Origin of the sequence: Salinibacterium sp. G-O1, from assembly GCF_030063305.1 — a bacterium.
Lineage (GTDB): Bacteria > Actinomycetota > Actinomycetes > Actinomycetales > Microbacteriaceae > Rhodoglobus.
Genome location: NZ_JASISV010000001.1, coordinates 1,093,936 through 1,110,389 on the forward strand (window position 1 = coordinate 1,093,936; position 16,454 = coordinate 1,110,389).

The following is a 16,454-nucleotide window of genomic DNA, read 5'->3' on the forward strand; positions in this document are numbered from 1 at the left end:
TTCTTCAACTATGAATGAACTCTGAGCGCATTCATCCGCTTTTCTGGGAGAAAGATCTTCGTATCTTTCGCTATGGTGAACGTGTGAATGATCTTGTGACCCTCGGCCAGCGCATCCGCCACTTTCGGACGGCGGCGGGAATGACTCTCGACCAGTTGGGGGAGAAGGTCGGCATCGCGGGCAGTCAGCTATCGCTGATGGAAAACGGGCGGAGAGAGCCGCGACTCACCCTGCTTTCCGCCATCGCCGGTGCCTCCGGTGTGCAGCTGGCAGATTTGCTCGACGAAGCGCCGCCGAGCAAACGCGCGGCCCTCGAGATCGAGCTCGACCGCGCGCAGCACAGCAGTGTTTACGCCTCGCTGGGATTGCCAGGCATCCGCCCCTCGAAGGGCACGAGTGACGAGACGCTCGAGGCTCTCGTGGGATTGCACCGCGAACTCGCCCGTCGAGCGCGGGAAGCCATTGCAACACCCGAAGAAGCCCGTCGTGCCAACACCGAACTGCGCCAGTACATGCGAACTGTCGATAACTACCTGCCAGCAATCGAAAATGTCAGCGAGAAGCTGTTGACGGACGTCGGCCACACGACCGGCGCATTGACCCACCGCACGGTCACCAGAATGGCCGAAAAGCTGGGCTTCGAGCTCGTGCACGTTCACGACCTCCCGCATTCCGCACGATCGGTGACGGACCTCGCCAACGGCCGCATCTACCTCCCGCCAGCCTCAATTCCGGGCGGGCACGGCTTGCGAGGTATGGCGCTTCAGGCCATGGGACACCGCGTCCTGGGTCACGAGACTCCCGTCACGTACGCCGACTTCCTGTTGCAGCGGCTCGAGATCAACTACTTCGCCGCAGCGGTGCTGATGCCGCAGCGGCAGTCCGTCGAATTCCTCAGTCAGGCAAAATCCGATCGCAACATCGCCGTCGAAGACTTCCGTGACGCCTTCGGTGTTACTCACGAGGCCGCAGCACTTCGCTTCACCAACCTGGCGACGACGCATCTCGGACTCGAAGTGCACTTCCTGCGGGTCGGCGATGATGGGGCGGTTGCGAAGGCCTACGAGAATGACTCGCTTCGGCTTCCGGTGGATGTCACCGGCTCGACTGAAGGACAATTCGTGTGCAGAAACTGGAGTGCCCGCACCGCCTTTACGCGCACCAGCCGCACGACTGAGTTCTACCAGTACACCGATACGCCGGAGGGCACGTTCTTCGAATCGACGCAGACCGGAACGACCGATTCCGGCGAATTCTCGATCTCGATCGGGGTTCCGTTCGCCCACTCGAAGTGGTTTCGTGGCCGGGAAACGACCAACCGGATGTCGTCGACCTGTCCGGACGAAACGTGCTGCCGACGGCCGGATTCCCGTCTCACCGAGCGCTGGTCGGGCAAGGCATGGTCGAGCGCGAAGCTGCACGCGCACGTGTTGTCGCCCCTGCCGGCCGGCACGTTTCCCGGGGTAGACGACCGCGAGCTCTACGAGTTCCTCGAGTCACACGCCGACTAGTTCGCGCGCGGCTCGCGCGCCGGCCTGGGTCAGCCAGTGCGCGGGATCTCCCATCGCGGCCTGTGCCGATCCAGCAAGCTCCGTGAGTGACGATGTCCACAATTCAGTCTCAATGCTCACCTGACCGGCAATAACGCCGACGGGCACCCCGGCGTTGGTCGCCGTTCCGAGCAGCTGCCCCACGACCTTGCCGCCGAGCGACTGGGAATCGAAGCGCCCTTCACCGGTGAGCAGGAGGTCTGCCGACCGAATGGCGTTGGTGAGTCCGCCGAGGTCGGCGATGTAGTCGGCGCCGGACATGATCGTGGCTCCCCACGCTGTAGCGAAGCCCCAGCCCGCACCACCGGCGGCTCCGGCCCCCGCGGCAGTGTGGTCCCCGCCGAACAGCTCTGCGAAATGGGCGAGCGCAGCGTCCAGTTCGGTGACCTGGGCGGCAGTGGCGCCCTTCTGCGGGCCGAAGATGGCGGAAGCGCCGTGCTTCCCCAGCAGTGGAGCGTCAACGTCGGTGAGCAGCGTGACGCTGTCGGGCACTGCCAGGCCGCTGCGGTCGATGCTCGCGACGCTTGCGAGGGCGCGCCCGCCATCCGCGATGGGCTGGCCGTGACTGTCTGTCAGCCGCAGACCGAGAGCCATCAGCGCGCCGGATGCCGCGTCGGTCGAGGCTGAACCACCCAACCCGATCACGAGCGACCGCGCGCCCGAATCGAGGGCGTGTCCGATCACCTCGCCAAGTCCGCGGGTAGTTGCCGCCATGGCATCCGGGGTCGCCATCAGCGGCAACCCGCTGGGTTGCGCGAGTTCGACCACGGCCACGTTGCCCGGCAACTCGAGCCAGGCGCCCGGTGTGGGCCTGCCGTCCGGGCCGGTCACGGTGCCGACCTCGTGGCGCACCGCGCCGGGCACGCTCGCCTCGATGGCATCGAGTGTTCCCTCGCCGCCATCCGCCTGCGGCATCAGGATGAGTGCGTCCTGCGGCCGCACCCCACGCCATCCCTCCGCGATCGCCTCGGCTGCCTCGGCCGCCGATAGCGATCCCTTGAACGAATCCGGGGCGATGATGACGGTGCGGGGCACAGCATTCCTCTCACTCTCGGCACTGCGGTCGATTCCGCGGCCATGCTCATCATGACGCGTGTCTGCCATCAGAGGGTCTCGCGGGCTTGGAGCAGCGCCAGAAATTCATCCGCCATTCCGAGCTGGGTGCGCAATGTTTCCCGCCTCGCGATCGTCTCCTCAACGAACGCCGCGAGCCGTGATCGAAGGTCGCTCGCGTCGTCGACGGAGGCCCCGGCAAGGGCATCGATGATCTCCAGGAGCTCCGCCATCTGTTCGAGGCTGAAACCCAGCGGTTTCATGCGGCGGATGAGGATCAAACGGTCGTAGTCACTGTCTGTGTACAGGCGGAATCCACCCTCGGTGCGACCTGACGCTGAAACGAGACCGATCTCGTCATAGTGGCGCAGGGAGCGCAGGGAGAGGCCGCTGCGCTCGGCAAGCTCGCCGATATGCATGGTGCCCGTTGCTCCAACCACGCTCGACCCCTTTCGATTCAACCCTTACGTTAGGGTAGAGTTCAGTAGTTCCCTAACCGGGTGCCCTATTCCCCTCACGCCGGCTCACAGTCGTCACAAGGCTTCGCCGCGTGCTGTGCGCGACGCTGCGCTGAATCGATACCACCGCAACCGTCTTCGCGTAGAAGGCCGGACCCTCTGGAGGCCTTCCATGGCTATCGCCGCAAAAACGTCTGAGAAAAACCGCTACAAAGCCGACCCATCTGTCTTGACCGCACTCCGGTCGCCACGAATTCTCACCCGTGAGGTTCTCGCGGGGCTGGTCGTCGCCATGGCGCTGATCCCTGAGGCCATCTCGTTCTCGATCATCGCCGGGGTCGACCCGCGAGTCGGGCTCTTCTCATCCTTCGTGATGGCCGTTTCGATCTCGTTCCTCGGCGGGCGTCCCGCCATGATCACGGCCGCCACCGGAGCCGTCGCGCTGGTGATTGCACCCGTCATGCGCGACTACGGGATGGAGTATTTCATCGCAACGGTCATCCTGGCTGGCATTTTTCAGGTGACCCTGGGTCTGCTGGGCGTGGCGAAGTTGATGAGATTCATCCCGCGCAGTGTCATGGTCGGATTCGTCAATGCCCTCGCGATCCTGATCTTCACCGCGCAGCTGCCGCACCTGATCGGGGTGCCGTGGCTCGTCTACCCGCTGGTCGCCGTCGGAATCGTCATCATGGTCGGCATGCCGCGCATGACCAGGGTCGTGCCTGCGCCACTGGTCGCCATCCTGCTCATCACCGTTGCCGTGGTTGTCACGGGACTCAACGTGCCGAACGTCGGCGACGAGGGCGAGCTTCCCAAGAGCCTGCCCGAGCTGTTCCTGCCGAACGTTCCCCTGACGTGGGAGACGTTCACGATCATCGGCCCGTTTGCCATCGCGATGGCGCTCGTGGGACTTCTCGAGTCGCTCATGACCGCGAAGCTTGTCGACGACATCACCGACACTCACTCCCACAAGACCCGCGAGTCGATCGGCCAGGGCATCTCCAACATGCTGTCCGGCCTCTTCGGCGGGATGGGCGGTTGCGCAATGATCGGCCAGACCATGATCAACGTGAAGGCGTCGGGTGCCCGCACCCGTATCTCCACATTCCTCGCTGGTGTGTTCCTGCTGATCCTGGTTGTGGCGCTGGGCGACGTGGTCTCCCTCATCCCGATGGCAGCTCTCGTTGCCGTAATGATCATGGTGTCGGTCGGAACATTTGACTGGCACAGCATCCGCCCGTCGACCCTAAAGCGCATGCCTCTCGGTGAGACAATCGTGATGGTTGCGACCGTCGTCGTCGTGGTCATCACTCACAACCTCGCCATCGGCGTGTTCATCGGTGTCATCGCCGCGATGATCGTGTTCGCCCGTCGGGTCGCTCATTTCGCCACCGTCACCAGGGAAGTGGATGCCACGGCAACCACGCCGACCGTCAACTACACGGTCTCCGGCGAGCTGTTCTTCGCATCGAGCAATGACCTGACCACCCAGTTCGAGTACGCCGACGACCCAGACCGGATCGTCATCGACATGTCTGACTCGCATATCTGGGATGCCTCGACGGTGGCGGCGCTCGACGCGATCACCACTAAGTACGAGAAGCACGGTAAGCGCGTCGTCATCGAGGGGATGAACGAAGCCAGCACGAGGATGCACACCCGGCTCGCCGGAAACCTCGGCGGCGAAGTCTAAACCGCGGGGGCAATCGCCTGCCCGGCGCGAGCCACTAGGTTGCCGGCCCCAGAACTCCCGGTTCGGGCGTGGTCGAACTGTGCTTCAACTCGACCAGAATCGTGTGGGTCGGCGTGCTGCCGATGTTGCGACCGCGGTGGGTCTGCGTCGGCAACCAGACCGCGGAGCCTGCTGTGAGGCTGACGTCGCGGGTATTGCCACCAATGGTGAGACGACGGTCAAAATCGGTGAGCGTCACCATCACGGTGTTGGGATGGGCGTGTGGGGTGGTCTCATCGCCGGGGACGTCCCGGTATTCGAGCACCCTGACGTCGTCGTTTTCCCAGAGGGTCCGGTAGAGCTCCGGATCCGTAATCGTTGGGTCGGTGTCTGTCATAGGCGGATGCTACTCCCGTGGCCTCCCGCTGGATATAGGTTCAGGCAGCGAGCGACCGGCGGAACCCGGGGGTTGCGACCATTGCTCCGGCGCGATCCACGGCCAGAACGTCGACCGGCCAGCGGTCCGTGATCTGATCGATCGCGGCCGGACCGCCGGCAACGATCGCAGTGGCCAGAACGTCGGCCGTGACGATGTCGCCGGCGATCACGCTCACCTGCGCGAAGTGAGTGGGGCCAAGTTCGCCGCCGCGCCAGATGTGGTCGCCACGCTGGGCGCATCCTGAGGTGGCGATGGCCCGCCGAGCGCCACCCACCTCGACCGAGCACAGCAGGGCGTCGGGGTCAGCGGGATCGGCGATGCCGGTGACCCAGGGGGCGTGATTGCTGCGGACGAGGATGTCTCCACCGACGTTGATCGTCCAGGCGGGGCATCCGGCGCGGTCGAGGAGCGCCCCGGCGCTCTCGATGGCCTCGGCTTTGACGATGCCGTTGAGGTCCAGGACTCCGTCGGGTCGGTTCGGGGTGAACAGCCCGCCGGTCTGGATGCGCCATTCGATACTGCGCTCGTAGCTCGAGCGCAGTTCGGCGCTGGCCAGCCCCAGCGCGACGGTGCCGTTCGCGATCCTGCTGAGCTCGGACTCGGGCCGATACAGGCTGAAGCGCTCGTCGACGTCACGGAAGACGGCATCCACGTCGTCGAGCTCTGACGCGTAGGCCTCCGGCAGCTCGATCGATGCGACCGTGCCCATGGTGCAAAGAACGTGACGCATCAGATCCCTGCCTGATCGAGAGCGGATTGCAGCGACGCGAGGTAGGCGTTTGACGTGTAGGTCGCTCCGCCAACGTTCGACACCTGTGCCGATTGCGAGGCGAGCACCTCGTCGTGGAGCACCGGCGCCGCGCGGTTGCTGATCTGCACCGACTTTCCGTCGGCGTCGGTCAGTTGCAGAGGGGTGACGTCAGTGATCGAGCCGCCGGAGATCGTGACGGCAACCTGGACATTGCCGAATCGCGTGGAGACACTCGAGCCGGTGAACGTGCCGTCGGCTGGTCCGGAGGCAACGGGAGCCTGGGTCGTGCTGGGGGACGGTGACGTCGTCGTGGTTTGCGGAGCCGTTGCGCCGCTCAACTGCGGCTGCGAGGTTGTCACGGCAGGCGTGAGCAGTGGCGCACCTGCCTGCCAGCCGACGATCAGCACCGCGACCGACGCGAAAATCCCACCGAGTGTTGCGCGTGTTCTCACCAGTCGAACCTTTCTGCGTGGATGTGGTCGAAGGGGACTCCCAACGCGCGGGCTTCGGCCTCAACCGAGTCGAGCCAGGGGGTGGGCCCGCACAGGAAGAGATCGGATTGCGCGAGGTCGGGGAAAGCCGACGCGAGGGTGACCCCTCGCTGAACGTCGGTCTCCGACATCCAACTCGGGCCGGTCGCTGACCGGTGACCGACCATGACGAAGCAGGCGGCGCCCTTGGCCGCGGCGAGCTCGACGATTTCGTCCCAGAGGTACGTCTCGTCCTGACTGCCGGCCCGCAGCAGGATCGTCGCTTCACCCGGGGCGAACTGCGCGTGCTCGAGGAGGGCCCGGATCGGGGTGACCCCGATACCGGCCGCGATGATGGCGAGTTTCGGGGAGGTGCGTGCGGCATCGGTGAACAGGCCGTACGGTCCCTCGATCGACACCCTGGTGCCGACGGGAACCTGGCTGATGCGAGCGCTACCCGAGCCGAGATCGCGGATGGTGATGCGAGCCGACGAGGTTGTGGGCATCGCAGACAGCGAGATCGGGTGGGAATGCCACCAGGTCTTGCCCGTCCAGAACCGCCAGATGAAGTATTGGCCGCCTGCGCTGCCGAGGCCGCGAAGGTTACGTCCAGCGAGGTGAATGGATGTCACACCCGGAGCGATCGTGTTCACCCCGGCCACGGTGATCTGGTGGCGAAGGCTCGACACGATCGGTTCGATGAATCGGAAGGTCAGGATCGCGCCGAACGCGATCACATAGAGGGCGATCCAGTACACCCGCTGCACTGTGCCCTCGGCCAGCACCCCGCCATTGCTCAACTGGTGGGGGAGTGCGAAGGCGACCGAGAAGTAGCTCAGCAAGTGCACGAGATGCCATCCCTCGTAGCTGAACTTGCGTCGCACCGCGACAAGGGAGGTCACGACCACTGCGATCATCAGTCCCATGCCGATGAAGGCGAGGGGCATGTCCGGCAGGGCGAGCATCGGCCCGATCTCGGCGATGGGGTTGTAGCCCTGGCTCATCCCGTATCCGACCAGAAGCAGGGCTCCGTGCCCAAGCAGCAGGTAGAGGGCGGGCTTGCCGAGCGATCGGTGCACAGCGATGGCGCGATCGTGCCCGATGACTCGATCGATCGCCGGAATCCGGGCGGCGAGCACCAGCATGACCAGAACGAAGTCGGTGCCAATGAGACCGGCCACGATCCCGACGCTCGTAAAGCTTTCGGCAATCGATCCGAACTGTCCGGCACCACCCGAGGCGAGAAAGAGCGCGGCGGCGGCCGCCCCCGATGCCCACAATGCGATCACGAGTAGGTCGGCCCGAGCCGCTCGGCGCTTGTATTCCCGCCGCGGATCGCGGCGAGAGGGTGCTGTGCGCGATGGCCGTGCCGCCGGTCGAGCCTGCGCCTGAATGCTCATGGCAACACTGTGAGCGCGCAAGCTGTGCTCGCCCTATGAAATTGTGGTGCGGTGTGTGAGAGTCCTCACACCGGCTGGCTACCGGCCGCAGCCTGGCGTCACACCACGCCGGTCGTCCCGAGGATCGTACCGATCAGGAACGTTGCGGCCAGCGCGATCGCCCCGCCGATTACCACGCGCAGTGTGGGTCGCAGCCAGGGGCTGCCGCCGATGCGGGCGCCGGTCGCGCCGGTGAGGGCCAGGGCGATGAGCACGGCGACGAAGGTCACCGGCACTCGCATGGGCTCGGGCGGGAGCAGGATCGCGAGCATGGGCAGCATCGCGCCGATAAAGAATGCGAGGGCGGATGCCCCAGCCGCCTGCCAGGGGCTGACGATGTCCTCCTGACTGATGCCGAGCTCGGCCTCTAGGTGTGCGGTGAGGGCATCATGCGCCGTCAATTCTTCCGCCACCGTCAGGGCGGTGTGCGCTGACAGCCCCTTCGATTCGTAGATGGCCGCGAGCTCCCGAAGCTCCTCTTCCGGCATCTCTTCGAGCTCTCGTCGTTCCTTGGCGATGAGGGCGTGCTGGCTGTCTCGCTGACTGCTCACCGAGACGTATTCCCCCAGCGCCATAGAGATAGCCCCACCAACGAGACCGGCGAGTCCCGCAGTCAGGATCGGGGCTACCGCACTGGTGGCCCCGGCAACGCCCACGACGATCGCTGCCACAGAGACGATGCCGTCGTTGGCGCCCAGCACCCCCGCCCTGAGCCAATTGAGTCGGCCCGCGATTCCCGCTGCGTGGGGTTCATTCGGGTGCGCCGTGGCGCTCGGTTCAACGGTCATGCGATCAGCCAATCACTGCGCCGCACTCAGGGCAATTCCTCGGCGTCGCTGAGGCGTCGCGACACCGAAATCCGTATCGCCCGATACAGCAGTCCCAGCGCGAGCACGACGACGCCGCCCACGATCGCGCTCGGCGGCAGCGTGGCGGCGAGCACGAGGCATCCTGCCGCACCGAGCACGAAAACTGCCCTAGGGAACCGTCTTCTGTCGGCGCCTTGCGTGATGGCAGACACGTTCGCGACGAAATAGTAAAGCAGCACGCCGAATGATGAGAATCCGATCGCCCCTCGAACGTCGATGGTCAGCACGACCGCCACGACGGCGACCGCCACCACGACCTCGGCGCGGTGTGGAACCTGGAATCGTGGATGCACGGCAGAGAGCCACCGTGGCAGGTCAGCCTCGCGCGCCATCGCCAGGCTCGTGCGACCGACGCCCGCGATGAGCGCGAGCAGCGCCCCGAGGGCGGCGAACGCCGCGCCGATGGTGACGACCGGCCCGGTCCACGACCACCCGCCAGCGACCGCTGCGTCCCGGATCGGGGCGGTGGACTCGGCCAGCGCCACGGGCCCCAGTGTCGCCAGCAGCGTCGTGCCGACCACCGCGTAGACCGCGATGGCGATCGCCAGGGCGATGATGATCGCGCGTGGGATCGTGCGCGATGGGTTGCGAACCTCCTCGCCCATGGTCGCGATGCGCGCATAGCCGGCGAATGCGAAGAACAGCAGCCCGGCGGACTGCAGGATGCCGTATGGACCCGAGGCGAGGATGGGGGAGTCGATGGGCCCGGCCGTGCTCTGTGGTCCGGCTGCGGCCGACGCGACAACGGCGACGGCGAGCGCCGCGAGCACGATGACGACGATGATGCGCGCGAGCCTCGCGGTTCTCGTGACACCGCGATAATTCACAGCGGCGAGGGCGCAGACGGCGGCGACGGCCACGGGTTTCTGCCACCCCGCTGGAGCGGCGTAGGCGGCGAAGGTCAGAGCCATTGCCGCGCAGCTCGCGGTCTTTCCGACGACGAAACTCCACCCGGCGAAAAATCCCCACCAGTGCCCGAGCTGTTCGCGCCCGTAGACGTAAGTGCCGCCAGACACCGGGTACGCGGCCGCCAGTTGCGCTGACGCGAGCGCGTTGCATCCTGCGACTATCGCGGCAACCACGAGTCCCACCAGCAGGCCGGCCCCCGCGGCCTGCGCGGCGGGGGCGAAGGCGGCGAACACTCCGGCCCCGATCATGGAGCCGAGGCCAATGAACACGGCGTCGGAGGTGCCGAGGCTGCGGCTGAGCGGCGTAGCGGTGGTCATCTGCGCAGGATAGGGGATCGAGGTAACCGGCTAGGTCGTCATGAGGTGATCGAAGCGCCTCAAGATCAGACCCTCCCGCAGCGCCCATGGGCAGATCTGCATCGATTCGACGTTCAACCCCTCCATCGCCGCCTGCGCAACGAGGGCTGCTGCGAGCAGTTGGCGCGCGCGGACGGCGGAGACTCCCGGAAGCTCGGCTCGGTCATCCGAGGCCATGGCGGAGAGTCTCGTGGTCCACAGGGTCAGGTCCTGCAGCAACAGCTCTCTGCGCACGTACGGTCCGTCTGCTTCGGGTGCGGAGCCGGCGATGCGGGCGAGCGAGCGGAACGACTTGGAGGTTCCTGCGACGAGTGTTGGTTCGCCGAGGCGCTCAATCTCTTCCAGCGGGCCTTCGAGGGTGGCGCGGATGTGCTTGCGGGCTTCCTTGACACTTTTCGCGGTGGGCGGGTCTTCTGCGAAGAAGTCACGGGTAAGGCGACCCGCGCCGAGCGGCACAGAAAGCGCAAGTTTTGGCTGCTCTTTGGCGCCCATCGCCAGTTCGAATGATCCGCCACCAATGTCGAGGTTCAGGATCGTGCCGGAACCCCAGCCGTACCAGCGGCGCACCGCGAGAAATGTTGCGGCTGCCTCCTCCTGACCGCTCAATTCGACGAGCTGGGTGCCGGTCTCGGCCAGCACGCGCTCGAAAATGGCCGGCCCGTTGGTGGCGTCGCGCAGGGCAGACGTGGCGAACGCCATCATGTCTTCCGCGCCATTGTCTTTCGCGATGGTGGCGGCTTCGCCCACAAACTCGATGAGCTTCGTCTGGCCTTCGGCCGAAATCGATCCGTCGTCCTCCAGAAACTGGATGAGCTGCAGGGGCTGCTTATGCGATGTGTACGGGATGGGTCGGGCGCCGGGGAAGGCATCCACCAGCAGCATATGAACGGTGTTCGAGCCGATATCGAGAACGCCCAGTCGCATGCACCGAATCTACTCTCTGCGCGCTGGTTTGATGGAAACATAAAACCGTGGAATTATGAGCGAATGGATCAATTTACAGGTTCCCAGCGCCCGCTCTACGAGGTGAAGGCCAACTTGTTCAAGGGCTTGGCGCATCCGGTGCGCGTGCGAGTGTTGGAGGTGCTTTCAGCACGCTCGGATGTCTCGGTAGCCGAGCTGCTCGCAGACACCGGGTTGGAACCATCCCACCTCTCCCAGCATCTGGGCGTGCTGCGACGTCACCACCTGGTCATCGCCGAGCGACGCGCCAGCCAGGTCTTCTATCGGCTCGCATACCCGCAGGTCGCCGATCTCCTCGCCGTCTCGCGGTCACTCCTCGTGGAAGTGCTCAACACGACACAGCAACAACTTGCCTCAACAGTGAACTCGTGAGGGCCATGCGCTACATCCAGTCGTTGCTGCCCCGCTGGGCCGACTATCGATCGGCCAAACGCACGTGGAGAGGGGACCTCCTGGCGGGGGTCACCGTCGGAATCGTCGCGCTTCCCCTTGCGCTGGCGTTTGGGGTCAGCTCGGGAGCGGGCGCGGAGGCCGGACTGATCACCGCCATCGTCGCCGGGATCGTCGCCGCCGTATTCGGAGGCTCCAACATCCAGGTGTCCGGTCCGACCGGGGCGATGGTCGTCGTTCTCGGTCCGATCGTTGCAGCGCACGGTGTTGGAGCGGTGGCGATTGTGAGTGTCATGGCCGGCCTGGTTGTGCTGGTTGCGGGAGCAGCAAAGCTGGGCCGGGTTGTGTCGTACATCCCGTGGCCGGTGATCGAAGGATTCACCCTCGGGATTGCGGTCATCATCTTTCTGCAACAGGTTCCCGCCGCCGTCGGCTCCCGGCCCGGCTCCAGCAGCAACGCGTTGGTGGCAGCAGTGCAGTCATTCGAGCAGGTCTCCTGGCCGTCTGTCGTGTGGCCGCTGGGTGTCGTTGCGCTCGTCGCCGCGATCATGGTGCTGGCGCCGCGCATCCATCGGCAACTGCCCGGGTCGATCATCGCCATCGTGCTCGTGTCGGCTGCCGCGTCGCTGCTCTCGATTCCGCTGGCCGAGATCGGTGCGCTGCCAGCGTCGTTGCCGGCACCGAGCCTCCCGGATCTCGACCCGGCCCTCCTGCAGCAGCTGATTGGGCCAGCACTCACTGTCGCCGCTCTTGCCGCGATCGAGTCGCTGCTGTCGGCCAGGGTCGCCGCATCGATTTCCGATACCGGGCCGTATGACGCCGACCGCGAGCTCGTGGGGCAGGGCCTCGCGTCGGTGGCATCCGGCTTCTTCGGCGGGATGCCCGCCACCGGCGCAATCGCCAGAACCGCCGTCAACCTCCGATCGGGCGGGCGCACGCGGCTCGCCGCGATCACCCACTCCCTCGTGCTGCTGGCGGTCGTCTACCTCGCCACCGGTGTGATCTCGCACGTGCCGCTCGCCGCACTCTCCGGGGTGCTCATGGTCACCGCCGTCCGCATGATCTCGCTGTCGACGGTGCGTGCTGTCGTCGGTTCGACCCGCTCTGACGCGGCAGTTTTCGTGGTCACCGCAATCGTGACAGTGTCTGTCGACCTCATCGTGGCGGTGGGAATCGGAATCGCGGTTGCCGCGTTCTTTGCTCTTCGTGCCCTGGCAAAGTCGGGAGGCGTGCACCGCGAGGAACTCCCGTCACCCTCACGCCGCGGAGACGAGCACATCGCGCTGTTCCGTCTGGACGGTGCGTTGTTCTTCGGTGCTGCCGATCGCGTGCTCGAACGCGTCACCAGCGTCGACAACGTCATGGTTGTCATTTTGCGTATGTCGCAGCTTCAGGTGCTGGATGCCACGGGAGCGCGAGTTATCACCGAGATGGTGCACGCCCTCGAGCGCCGCGGCGTGACAGTTCTGATCAAGGGCATCCAACCCGGCCATCTCACGGTGGCTACGCGCGTCGGGGTTATCGGCTCGCTCCGCCACCAGAAGCACCTCTTCACGGATTTACCGGCTGCGGTTGAGCACGCCAGGAGTCACGTTGCACGGGAGACGAGAGCGGCTGTCACGCCTCTGTGAGAAGTGACGCCCGCTCGGCGCGAGCCGCCTTCCACACCGCCCTCGCAGCATCCGCGTTGAGGAGTCCTATCCCTATGCCGAGGATGATGTCGAGCCAGCCGGTCTGAAGCCAGGCGGTCAGCAGGGCAACGACGATGATCGCAACATTCGCCAGCGAATCATTACGTGCTGAGAGCCAAGCCGCGCGGGTCAGGCTGCCCGAGTGCTTGCGGTGGCGTAGCAACAGGAAGGCGCAGGTCAGGTTGATGATCAGAGCGCCGAAGGCGGCAAGAGAGAGTGGGACGACGTCCGGTGGGGTCGGGTTGATTATTTTGAGCACCGCCATGGCGATTGTCGCGACGGCCGGCAACACAATGACGAACGCGAGCACGCTTCCCACGGTCGCCCGGCGCTGAGCCGACCAGGCGAGCGAAAAGAAGATGAGCAGATTGATCGACGCGTCTTCGAGAAAATCCACGCTGTCGGCGAGGAGTGACACAGATCCGACCCGTTGAGCGACCACGAACTCCACGCCAAAGTACGCCAGGTTCAGAATGGCGACGACGAGAACGATCCGCCGGAATCCCGGTGGAGGTGCGGTGGTCATCTTGACAGCGTAGGAGATGCGGCAGACACGTCGCGGGCGACGCTGGCCTGGCCGGCGGTTACGGCGCCCCGAGGTTCCTCTCGAGGAATGAATTCCAAAACTTCCCGTCCGGGTCGTATTGCCTGCGCAGGTCTTTGAAATCGGTGACGCGCGGAAATCGTTCGCGGATAACGTCGGCGTCGAAATTGAAGAGCTTGCCCCAGTGTTGCCGCGGAGCAAATGGGGCGAGTGCCTCCTCGATCACGCTCGACAGCGCCGCCACCTCAGCCGGGTGCTTCGCCCAGGTGAAACCGATACACAGGACGTCCCGCTCGAAGGCGGGGCTCATCCACAAGGAATCTGCTGCTGCAGTGCGGATCTCGGAGATCAGCAGGTGCGGCGAAATCTGCGTTCCCAATGTGCGCAGCACCTCCAGCGCCTGCACGCCGTGCTCACGGCTGACGTAATACTCGCTCTGTAGCTCGTCGCCACCATTGGAGGGCTGCCGGTCGAGCCGGAAATGCGGCATCCGTTCCGACCACGGGCCCGGCACGCTGGCTCGTTGGTTCACGTTCTCGGGGGCGAGTTCATCCGAGTCGTCGTACCAGGTGCCGCCGAACAGGGTGGGAGCCACCTCGGGATGATCACCCTCATCCAGCCGTGTCTTGAGCCAGATCTGCATCACGGTAGGACTGCCGAAGTCTGCGAGGAGGCTCACGCTGTACGCGCTGGCCATGACCTCGTCCAGTTGCTCGAGAACTGTCTCCCATGGCGCGTAGCGGTATACGTCCTGGCGAACGAGATAGCTGGGTTGAAGGTCGAGTGTGACTCGGGTGATGATCCCGAACGCGCCCAGACCGACGGCGAGTGCGGAGAGGTGCTCGCTTGACCGGTCGATTGTCGTCAGGGATCCGTCCGCCGTCACCAGTTCGACGGCCGAGATGGCCGTGGACAGGATGCCGTTGCCGTCGCCTGAGCCATGCGTCCCCGTCGCGGTGGCGCCCGCCACCGAGATGTGTGGCAGCGAGCCCGTGTTGTGCACAGCAAAACCCTGCGCCTGAAGCGCGCTGATCAGTGCTCCGTAGGTGGTTCCGCCGGTGACGCTGGCGGTCATCGCGGCTGGGTCGATCCGGAGTTCCGGGTCAAGGCCAGCCAGCGAGATCAGCGTGCCCGGGGTGTCCGCGATGTCGGTGAACGAATGCCGAGTACCGAGCGCCCGGACGCGTGGCGATCGAGCGACCAGATCCTGCACCTCGCCGACCGTGGACGGTGCGACGATCGTCTCGGCGCCGTATGTCAGGTTTCCCGCCCAGTTCACGTTCTCGTTAGACATGCCGATCCTCCCGGTTGGCTGCAGATTCCGTGGTCGAACGGGGTCGACGTTGGCACCAGCAGCCCCTCAAGGGTAGCCACATCGCGTCGACGGCGGCAGCGCATCTCGAGTCAAGAGGGTGCGAGAGGATTGGAGCATGGCGCGTGACGCAATTTACGTCGAAATCGAGATCCGGAGCTCGATGGAGCGGGTCTGGCAACTCACCCAGGAGCCGACGCAGCATCCACGGTGGGATCTGAGGTTCAGCTCAATTACACCGACCGCAGATCTCTCCGGTGGCGGATATCGATTCCGGTATGAGCGGCGCTTACCGTTCCACACGATCGCGGGCACCGGCATCTCGCTCGGCGAGCGAAGCAGGCCGGACGGCACTCGAACATCCGCTCTGCGCTTCACGACCCAAGACCGGTTGTCGCCTCTGGGTGAAGGGCGGGGATACTGGCGATACGTTCCAACAACGGACGGAGTTGTCTTCATCACCGGCTACGACTACGCGCCGGGGTGGGGGCGACTCCTCGATCGCATCTTTCTGCGTCGATTCATCGGCTGGATGACCGCGTGGAGTTTCGACCGCTTGCGCATCTGGGCCGAGACCGGTGTCCCGCCTGAGAGATGGCCCCTCGCCTCGATTCTCATGTTTTGGAGAGCCGACAGGCCACGCGCATCTCGATGCCGAAGAATCACACGTCGCGGCCATGCAATGGACAGTTCGCCCGCGACACTCGGTACTCTCGAAGCCCCATGACCTCGATCTTCGAAAGCGCGCTCGGTGACGATTTCGCGCGACTGTCTCCGATGATGCAGAAGCGGTTCGGCGTCGGGCTCGAGCCCGGCTACGCCTGTGTCGGCACAGGAGTGATGTCACGTATTCGGCGGGGTCCATGGTGGGTGGTGCCGTTCCTCTACATCGGCAAGCTGCGCAACATCCTCATCCCGGATGTCGGCGTGAACGTGCCGTTCACGATCGAGAACTACCCGTATCGCGACCCATTCGGGCGCGAGACTGTAACTTTCGTGCGCGAGTACCAGGTTCGACAGAAACCGAGCCGATTCGACGCGACCATGATTCTCAGCCAAGGACGCGTGCTCGACTACCTCGGAACCCACCAGCACCTTGCCGTCGCTCTGGACCTCAACGTGGGCGACGATGGATCTCTCCGGCTCACGTCAAGCGAACAGCGCTTCTATGAGGGTCGTTTCATCGCGTTCCGATTCCCCATGCTTTTCAGCGGCCGTGCCGAGCTGAACGAAAGTTTCGACGCCGCCGCGGGCGTTTACAGAATCAAGATGGAAGTGCACAACCGGGTATTCGGCTTCCTCTTCGGCTACGAGGGCGAATTCACCTGCGACTTCCCAGCAGCTATTGACGCTCCTGTTCGGCTGAAACCATTGCGCCACGAGCGGCGCGTTTAGCCAGGTCGATCGAATCACGCTGCAACCTGCTTGCGCTGGAATCACGGGGGCCGCTGGGCGCCTCAGTCAAGCCACTCCGACCAGCACTTTTACACAGTGCCCCCACGCAGATTCGAACTGCGGCCCCTGCCTCCGGAGGGCAGTGCTCTATCCCCTGAGCTATGGGGGCCAGGAGTTCGAGGTCAAGGCTACC

At 64.9% G+C, this 16,454-nt stretch carries 16 protein-coding genes and 1 tRNA gene; 5 read left to right on the top strand and 12 right to left on the bottom strand.

Features of this window, described 5'->3' with window-relative positions; genetic code table 11:
• Positions 1 to 83 precede the first annotated feature (83 nt).
• Positions 84 to 1,511 carry an XRE family transcriptional regulator gene (locus QMG83_RS05355; protein WP_283504298.1) on the top strand — a complete coding sequence of 476 codons (1,428 nt, stop codon included), beginning with the start codon at positions 84 to 86 and terminating at the stop codon, positions 1,509 to 1,511.
• On the opposite strand, the gene QMG83_RS05360 is transcribed toward QMG83_RS05355, so the two are convergent.
• Both QMG83_RS05360 and QMG83_RS05365 read right to left on the bottom strand, forming a co-directional pair.
• Positions 1,497 to 2,654: a glycerate kinase gene (locus QMG83_RS05360; protein WP_283504299.1), complete on the bottom strand. Its 1,158-nt coding sequence runs from the start codon at positions 2,652 to 2,654 to the stop codon at positions 1,497 to 1,499. The genes QMG83_RS05355 and QMG83_RS05360 overlap by 15 nt on opposite strands.
• Positions 2,654 to 3,022 carry a MerR family transcriptional regulator gene (locus QMG83_RS05365; protein ID WP_283504539.1) on the bottom strand — a complete coding sequence of 123 codons (369 nt, stop codon included), beginning with the start codon at positions 3,020 to 3,022 and terminating at the stop codon, positions 2,654 to 2,656. Before QMG83_RS05365 ends, QMG83_RS05360 begins: the two co-directional genes overlap by 1 nt.
• A gap of 211 nt (positions 3,023 to 3,233) precedes the next feature.
• On the opposite strand from QMG83_RS05365, the gene QMG83_RS05370 reads away from it, so the two are divergent.
• Positions 3,234 to 4,754, top strand: coding sequence for a SulP family inorganic anion transporter (locus QMG83_RS05370; protein ID WP_283504300.1), 1,521 nt, complete (start codon positions 3,234 to 3,236; stop codon positions 4,752 to 4,754).
• A 34-nt stretch (positions 4,755 to 4,788) separates the two neighbouring features.
• On the opposite strand, the gene QMG83_RS05375 is transcribed toward QMG83_RS05370, so the two are convergent.
• The 7 genes from QMG83_RS05375 to QMG83_RS05405 form a co-directional block, all read right to left on the bottom strand.
• The gene (locus tag QMG83_RS05375; protein ID WP_283504301.1) at positions 4,789 to 5,130 is read right to left on the bottom strand and encodes a cupin domain-containing protein; all 342 of its coding nucleotides are present in this window, start codon (positions 5,128 to 5,130) and stop codon (positions 4,789 to 4,791) included.
• Between the two features lie 40 nt (positions 5,131 to 5,170).
• Complete coding sequence (locus tag QMG83_RS05380) at positions 5,171 to 5,902, bottom strand: FAD:protein FMN transferase (RefSeq protein WP_283504302.1); 732 nt, start codon at positions 5,900 to 5,902, stop codon at positions 5,171 to 5,173.
• Complete coding sequence (locus QMG83_RS05385; RefSeq protein WP_283504303.1) at positions 5,902 to 6,375, bottom strand: FMN-binding protein; 474 nt, start codon at positions 6,373 to 6,375, stop codon at positions 5,902 to 5,904. Before QMG83_RS05385 ends, QMG83_RS05380 begins: the two co-directional genes overlap by 1 nt.
• Positions 6,372 to 7,793, bottom strand: a complete 1,422-nt coding sequence (locus QMG83_RS05390; protein WP_283504304.1) for a ferredoxin reductase family protein — start codon at positions 7,791 to 7,793, stop codon at positions 6,372 to 6,374. Before QMG83_RS05390 ends, QMG83_RS05385 begins: the two co-directional genes overlap by 4 nt.
• A gap of 98 nt (positions 7,794 to 7,891) precedes the next feature.
• The gene (locus QMG83_RS05395; protein WP_283504305.1) at positions 7,892 to 8,620 is read right to left on the bottom strand and encodes a VIT1/CCC1 transporter family protein; all 729 of its coding nucleotides are present in this window, start codon (positions 8,618 to 8,620) and stop codon (positions 7,892 to 7,894) included.
• A 26-nt stretch (positions 8,621 to 8,646) separates the two neighbouring features.
• Positions 8,647 to 9,927, bottom strand: a complete 1,281-nt coding sequence (locus QMG83_RS05400) for an APC family permease (RefSeq protein WP_283504306.1) — start codon at positions 9,925 to 9,927, stop codon at positions 8,647 to 8,649.
• 30 nt (positions 9,928 to 9,957) lie between these two features.
• Positions 9,958 to 10,890, bottom strand: coding sequence for a Ppx/GppA family phosphatase (locus QMG83_RS05405; protein ID WP_283504307.1), 933 nt, complete (start codon positions 10,888 to 10,890; stop codon positions 9,958 to 9,960).
• 63 nt (positions 10,891 to 10,953) lie between these two features.
• Here QMG83_RS05405 and QMG83_RS05410 point away from each other — a divergent pair, with 63 nt between their 5' ends.
• Positions 10,954 to 11,301 carry an ArsR/SmtB family transcription factor gene (locus QMG83_RS05410; RefSeq protein WP_283504308.1) on the top strand — a complete coding sequence of 116 codons (348 nt, stop codon included), beginning with the start codon at positions 10,954 to 10,956 and terminating at the stop codon, positions 11,299 to 11,301.
• Between the two features lie 5 nt (positions 11,302 to 11,306).
• Entirely contained in the window at positions 11,307 to 12,950 is a 1,644-nt protein-coding gene (locus QMG83_RS05415; RefSeq protein WP_283504540.1) for a SulP family inorganic anion transporter, read from the top strand.
• Here QMG83_RS05415 and QMG83_RS05420 read toward each other — a convergent pair.
• A complete protein-coding gene (locus tag QMG83_RS05420; protein WP_283504309.1) occupies positions 12,937 to 13,536 on the bottom strand; it encodes a cation efflux transmembrane domain-containing protein in 600 nt (199 codons plus the stop codon). The genes QMG83_RS05415 and QMG83_RS05420 overlap by 14 nt on opposite strands.
• Positions 13,537 to 13,594: 58 nt before the next feature.
• The gene (locus tag QMG83_RS05425) at positions 13,595 to 14,848 is read right to left on the bottom strand and encodes an FAD-binding protein (RefSeq protein ID WP_283504310.1); all 1,254 of its coding nucleotides are present in this window, start codon (positions 14,846 to 14,848) and stop codon (positions 13,595 to 13,597) included.
• Between the two features lie 741 nt (positions 14,849 to 15,589).
• Here QMG83_RS05425 and QMG83_RS05430 point away from each other — a divergent pair.
• A complete protein-coding gene (locus tag QMG83_RS05430; protein ID WP_283504311.1) occupies positions 15,590 to 16,261 on the top strand; it encodes a DUF4166 domain-containing protein in 672 nt (223 codons plus the stop codon).
• A 97-nt stretch (positions 16,262 to 16,358) separates the two neighbouring features.
• On the opposite strand, the gene QMG83_RS05435 is transcribed toward QMG83_RS05430, so the two are convergent.
• Positions 16,359 to 16,430 (bottom strand) — tRNA-Arg (locus QMG83_RS05435).
• Positions 16,431 to 16,454 lie beyond the last annotated feature (24 nt).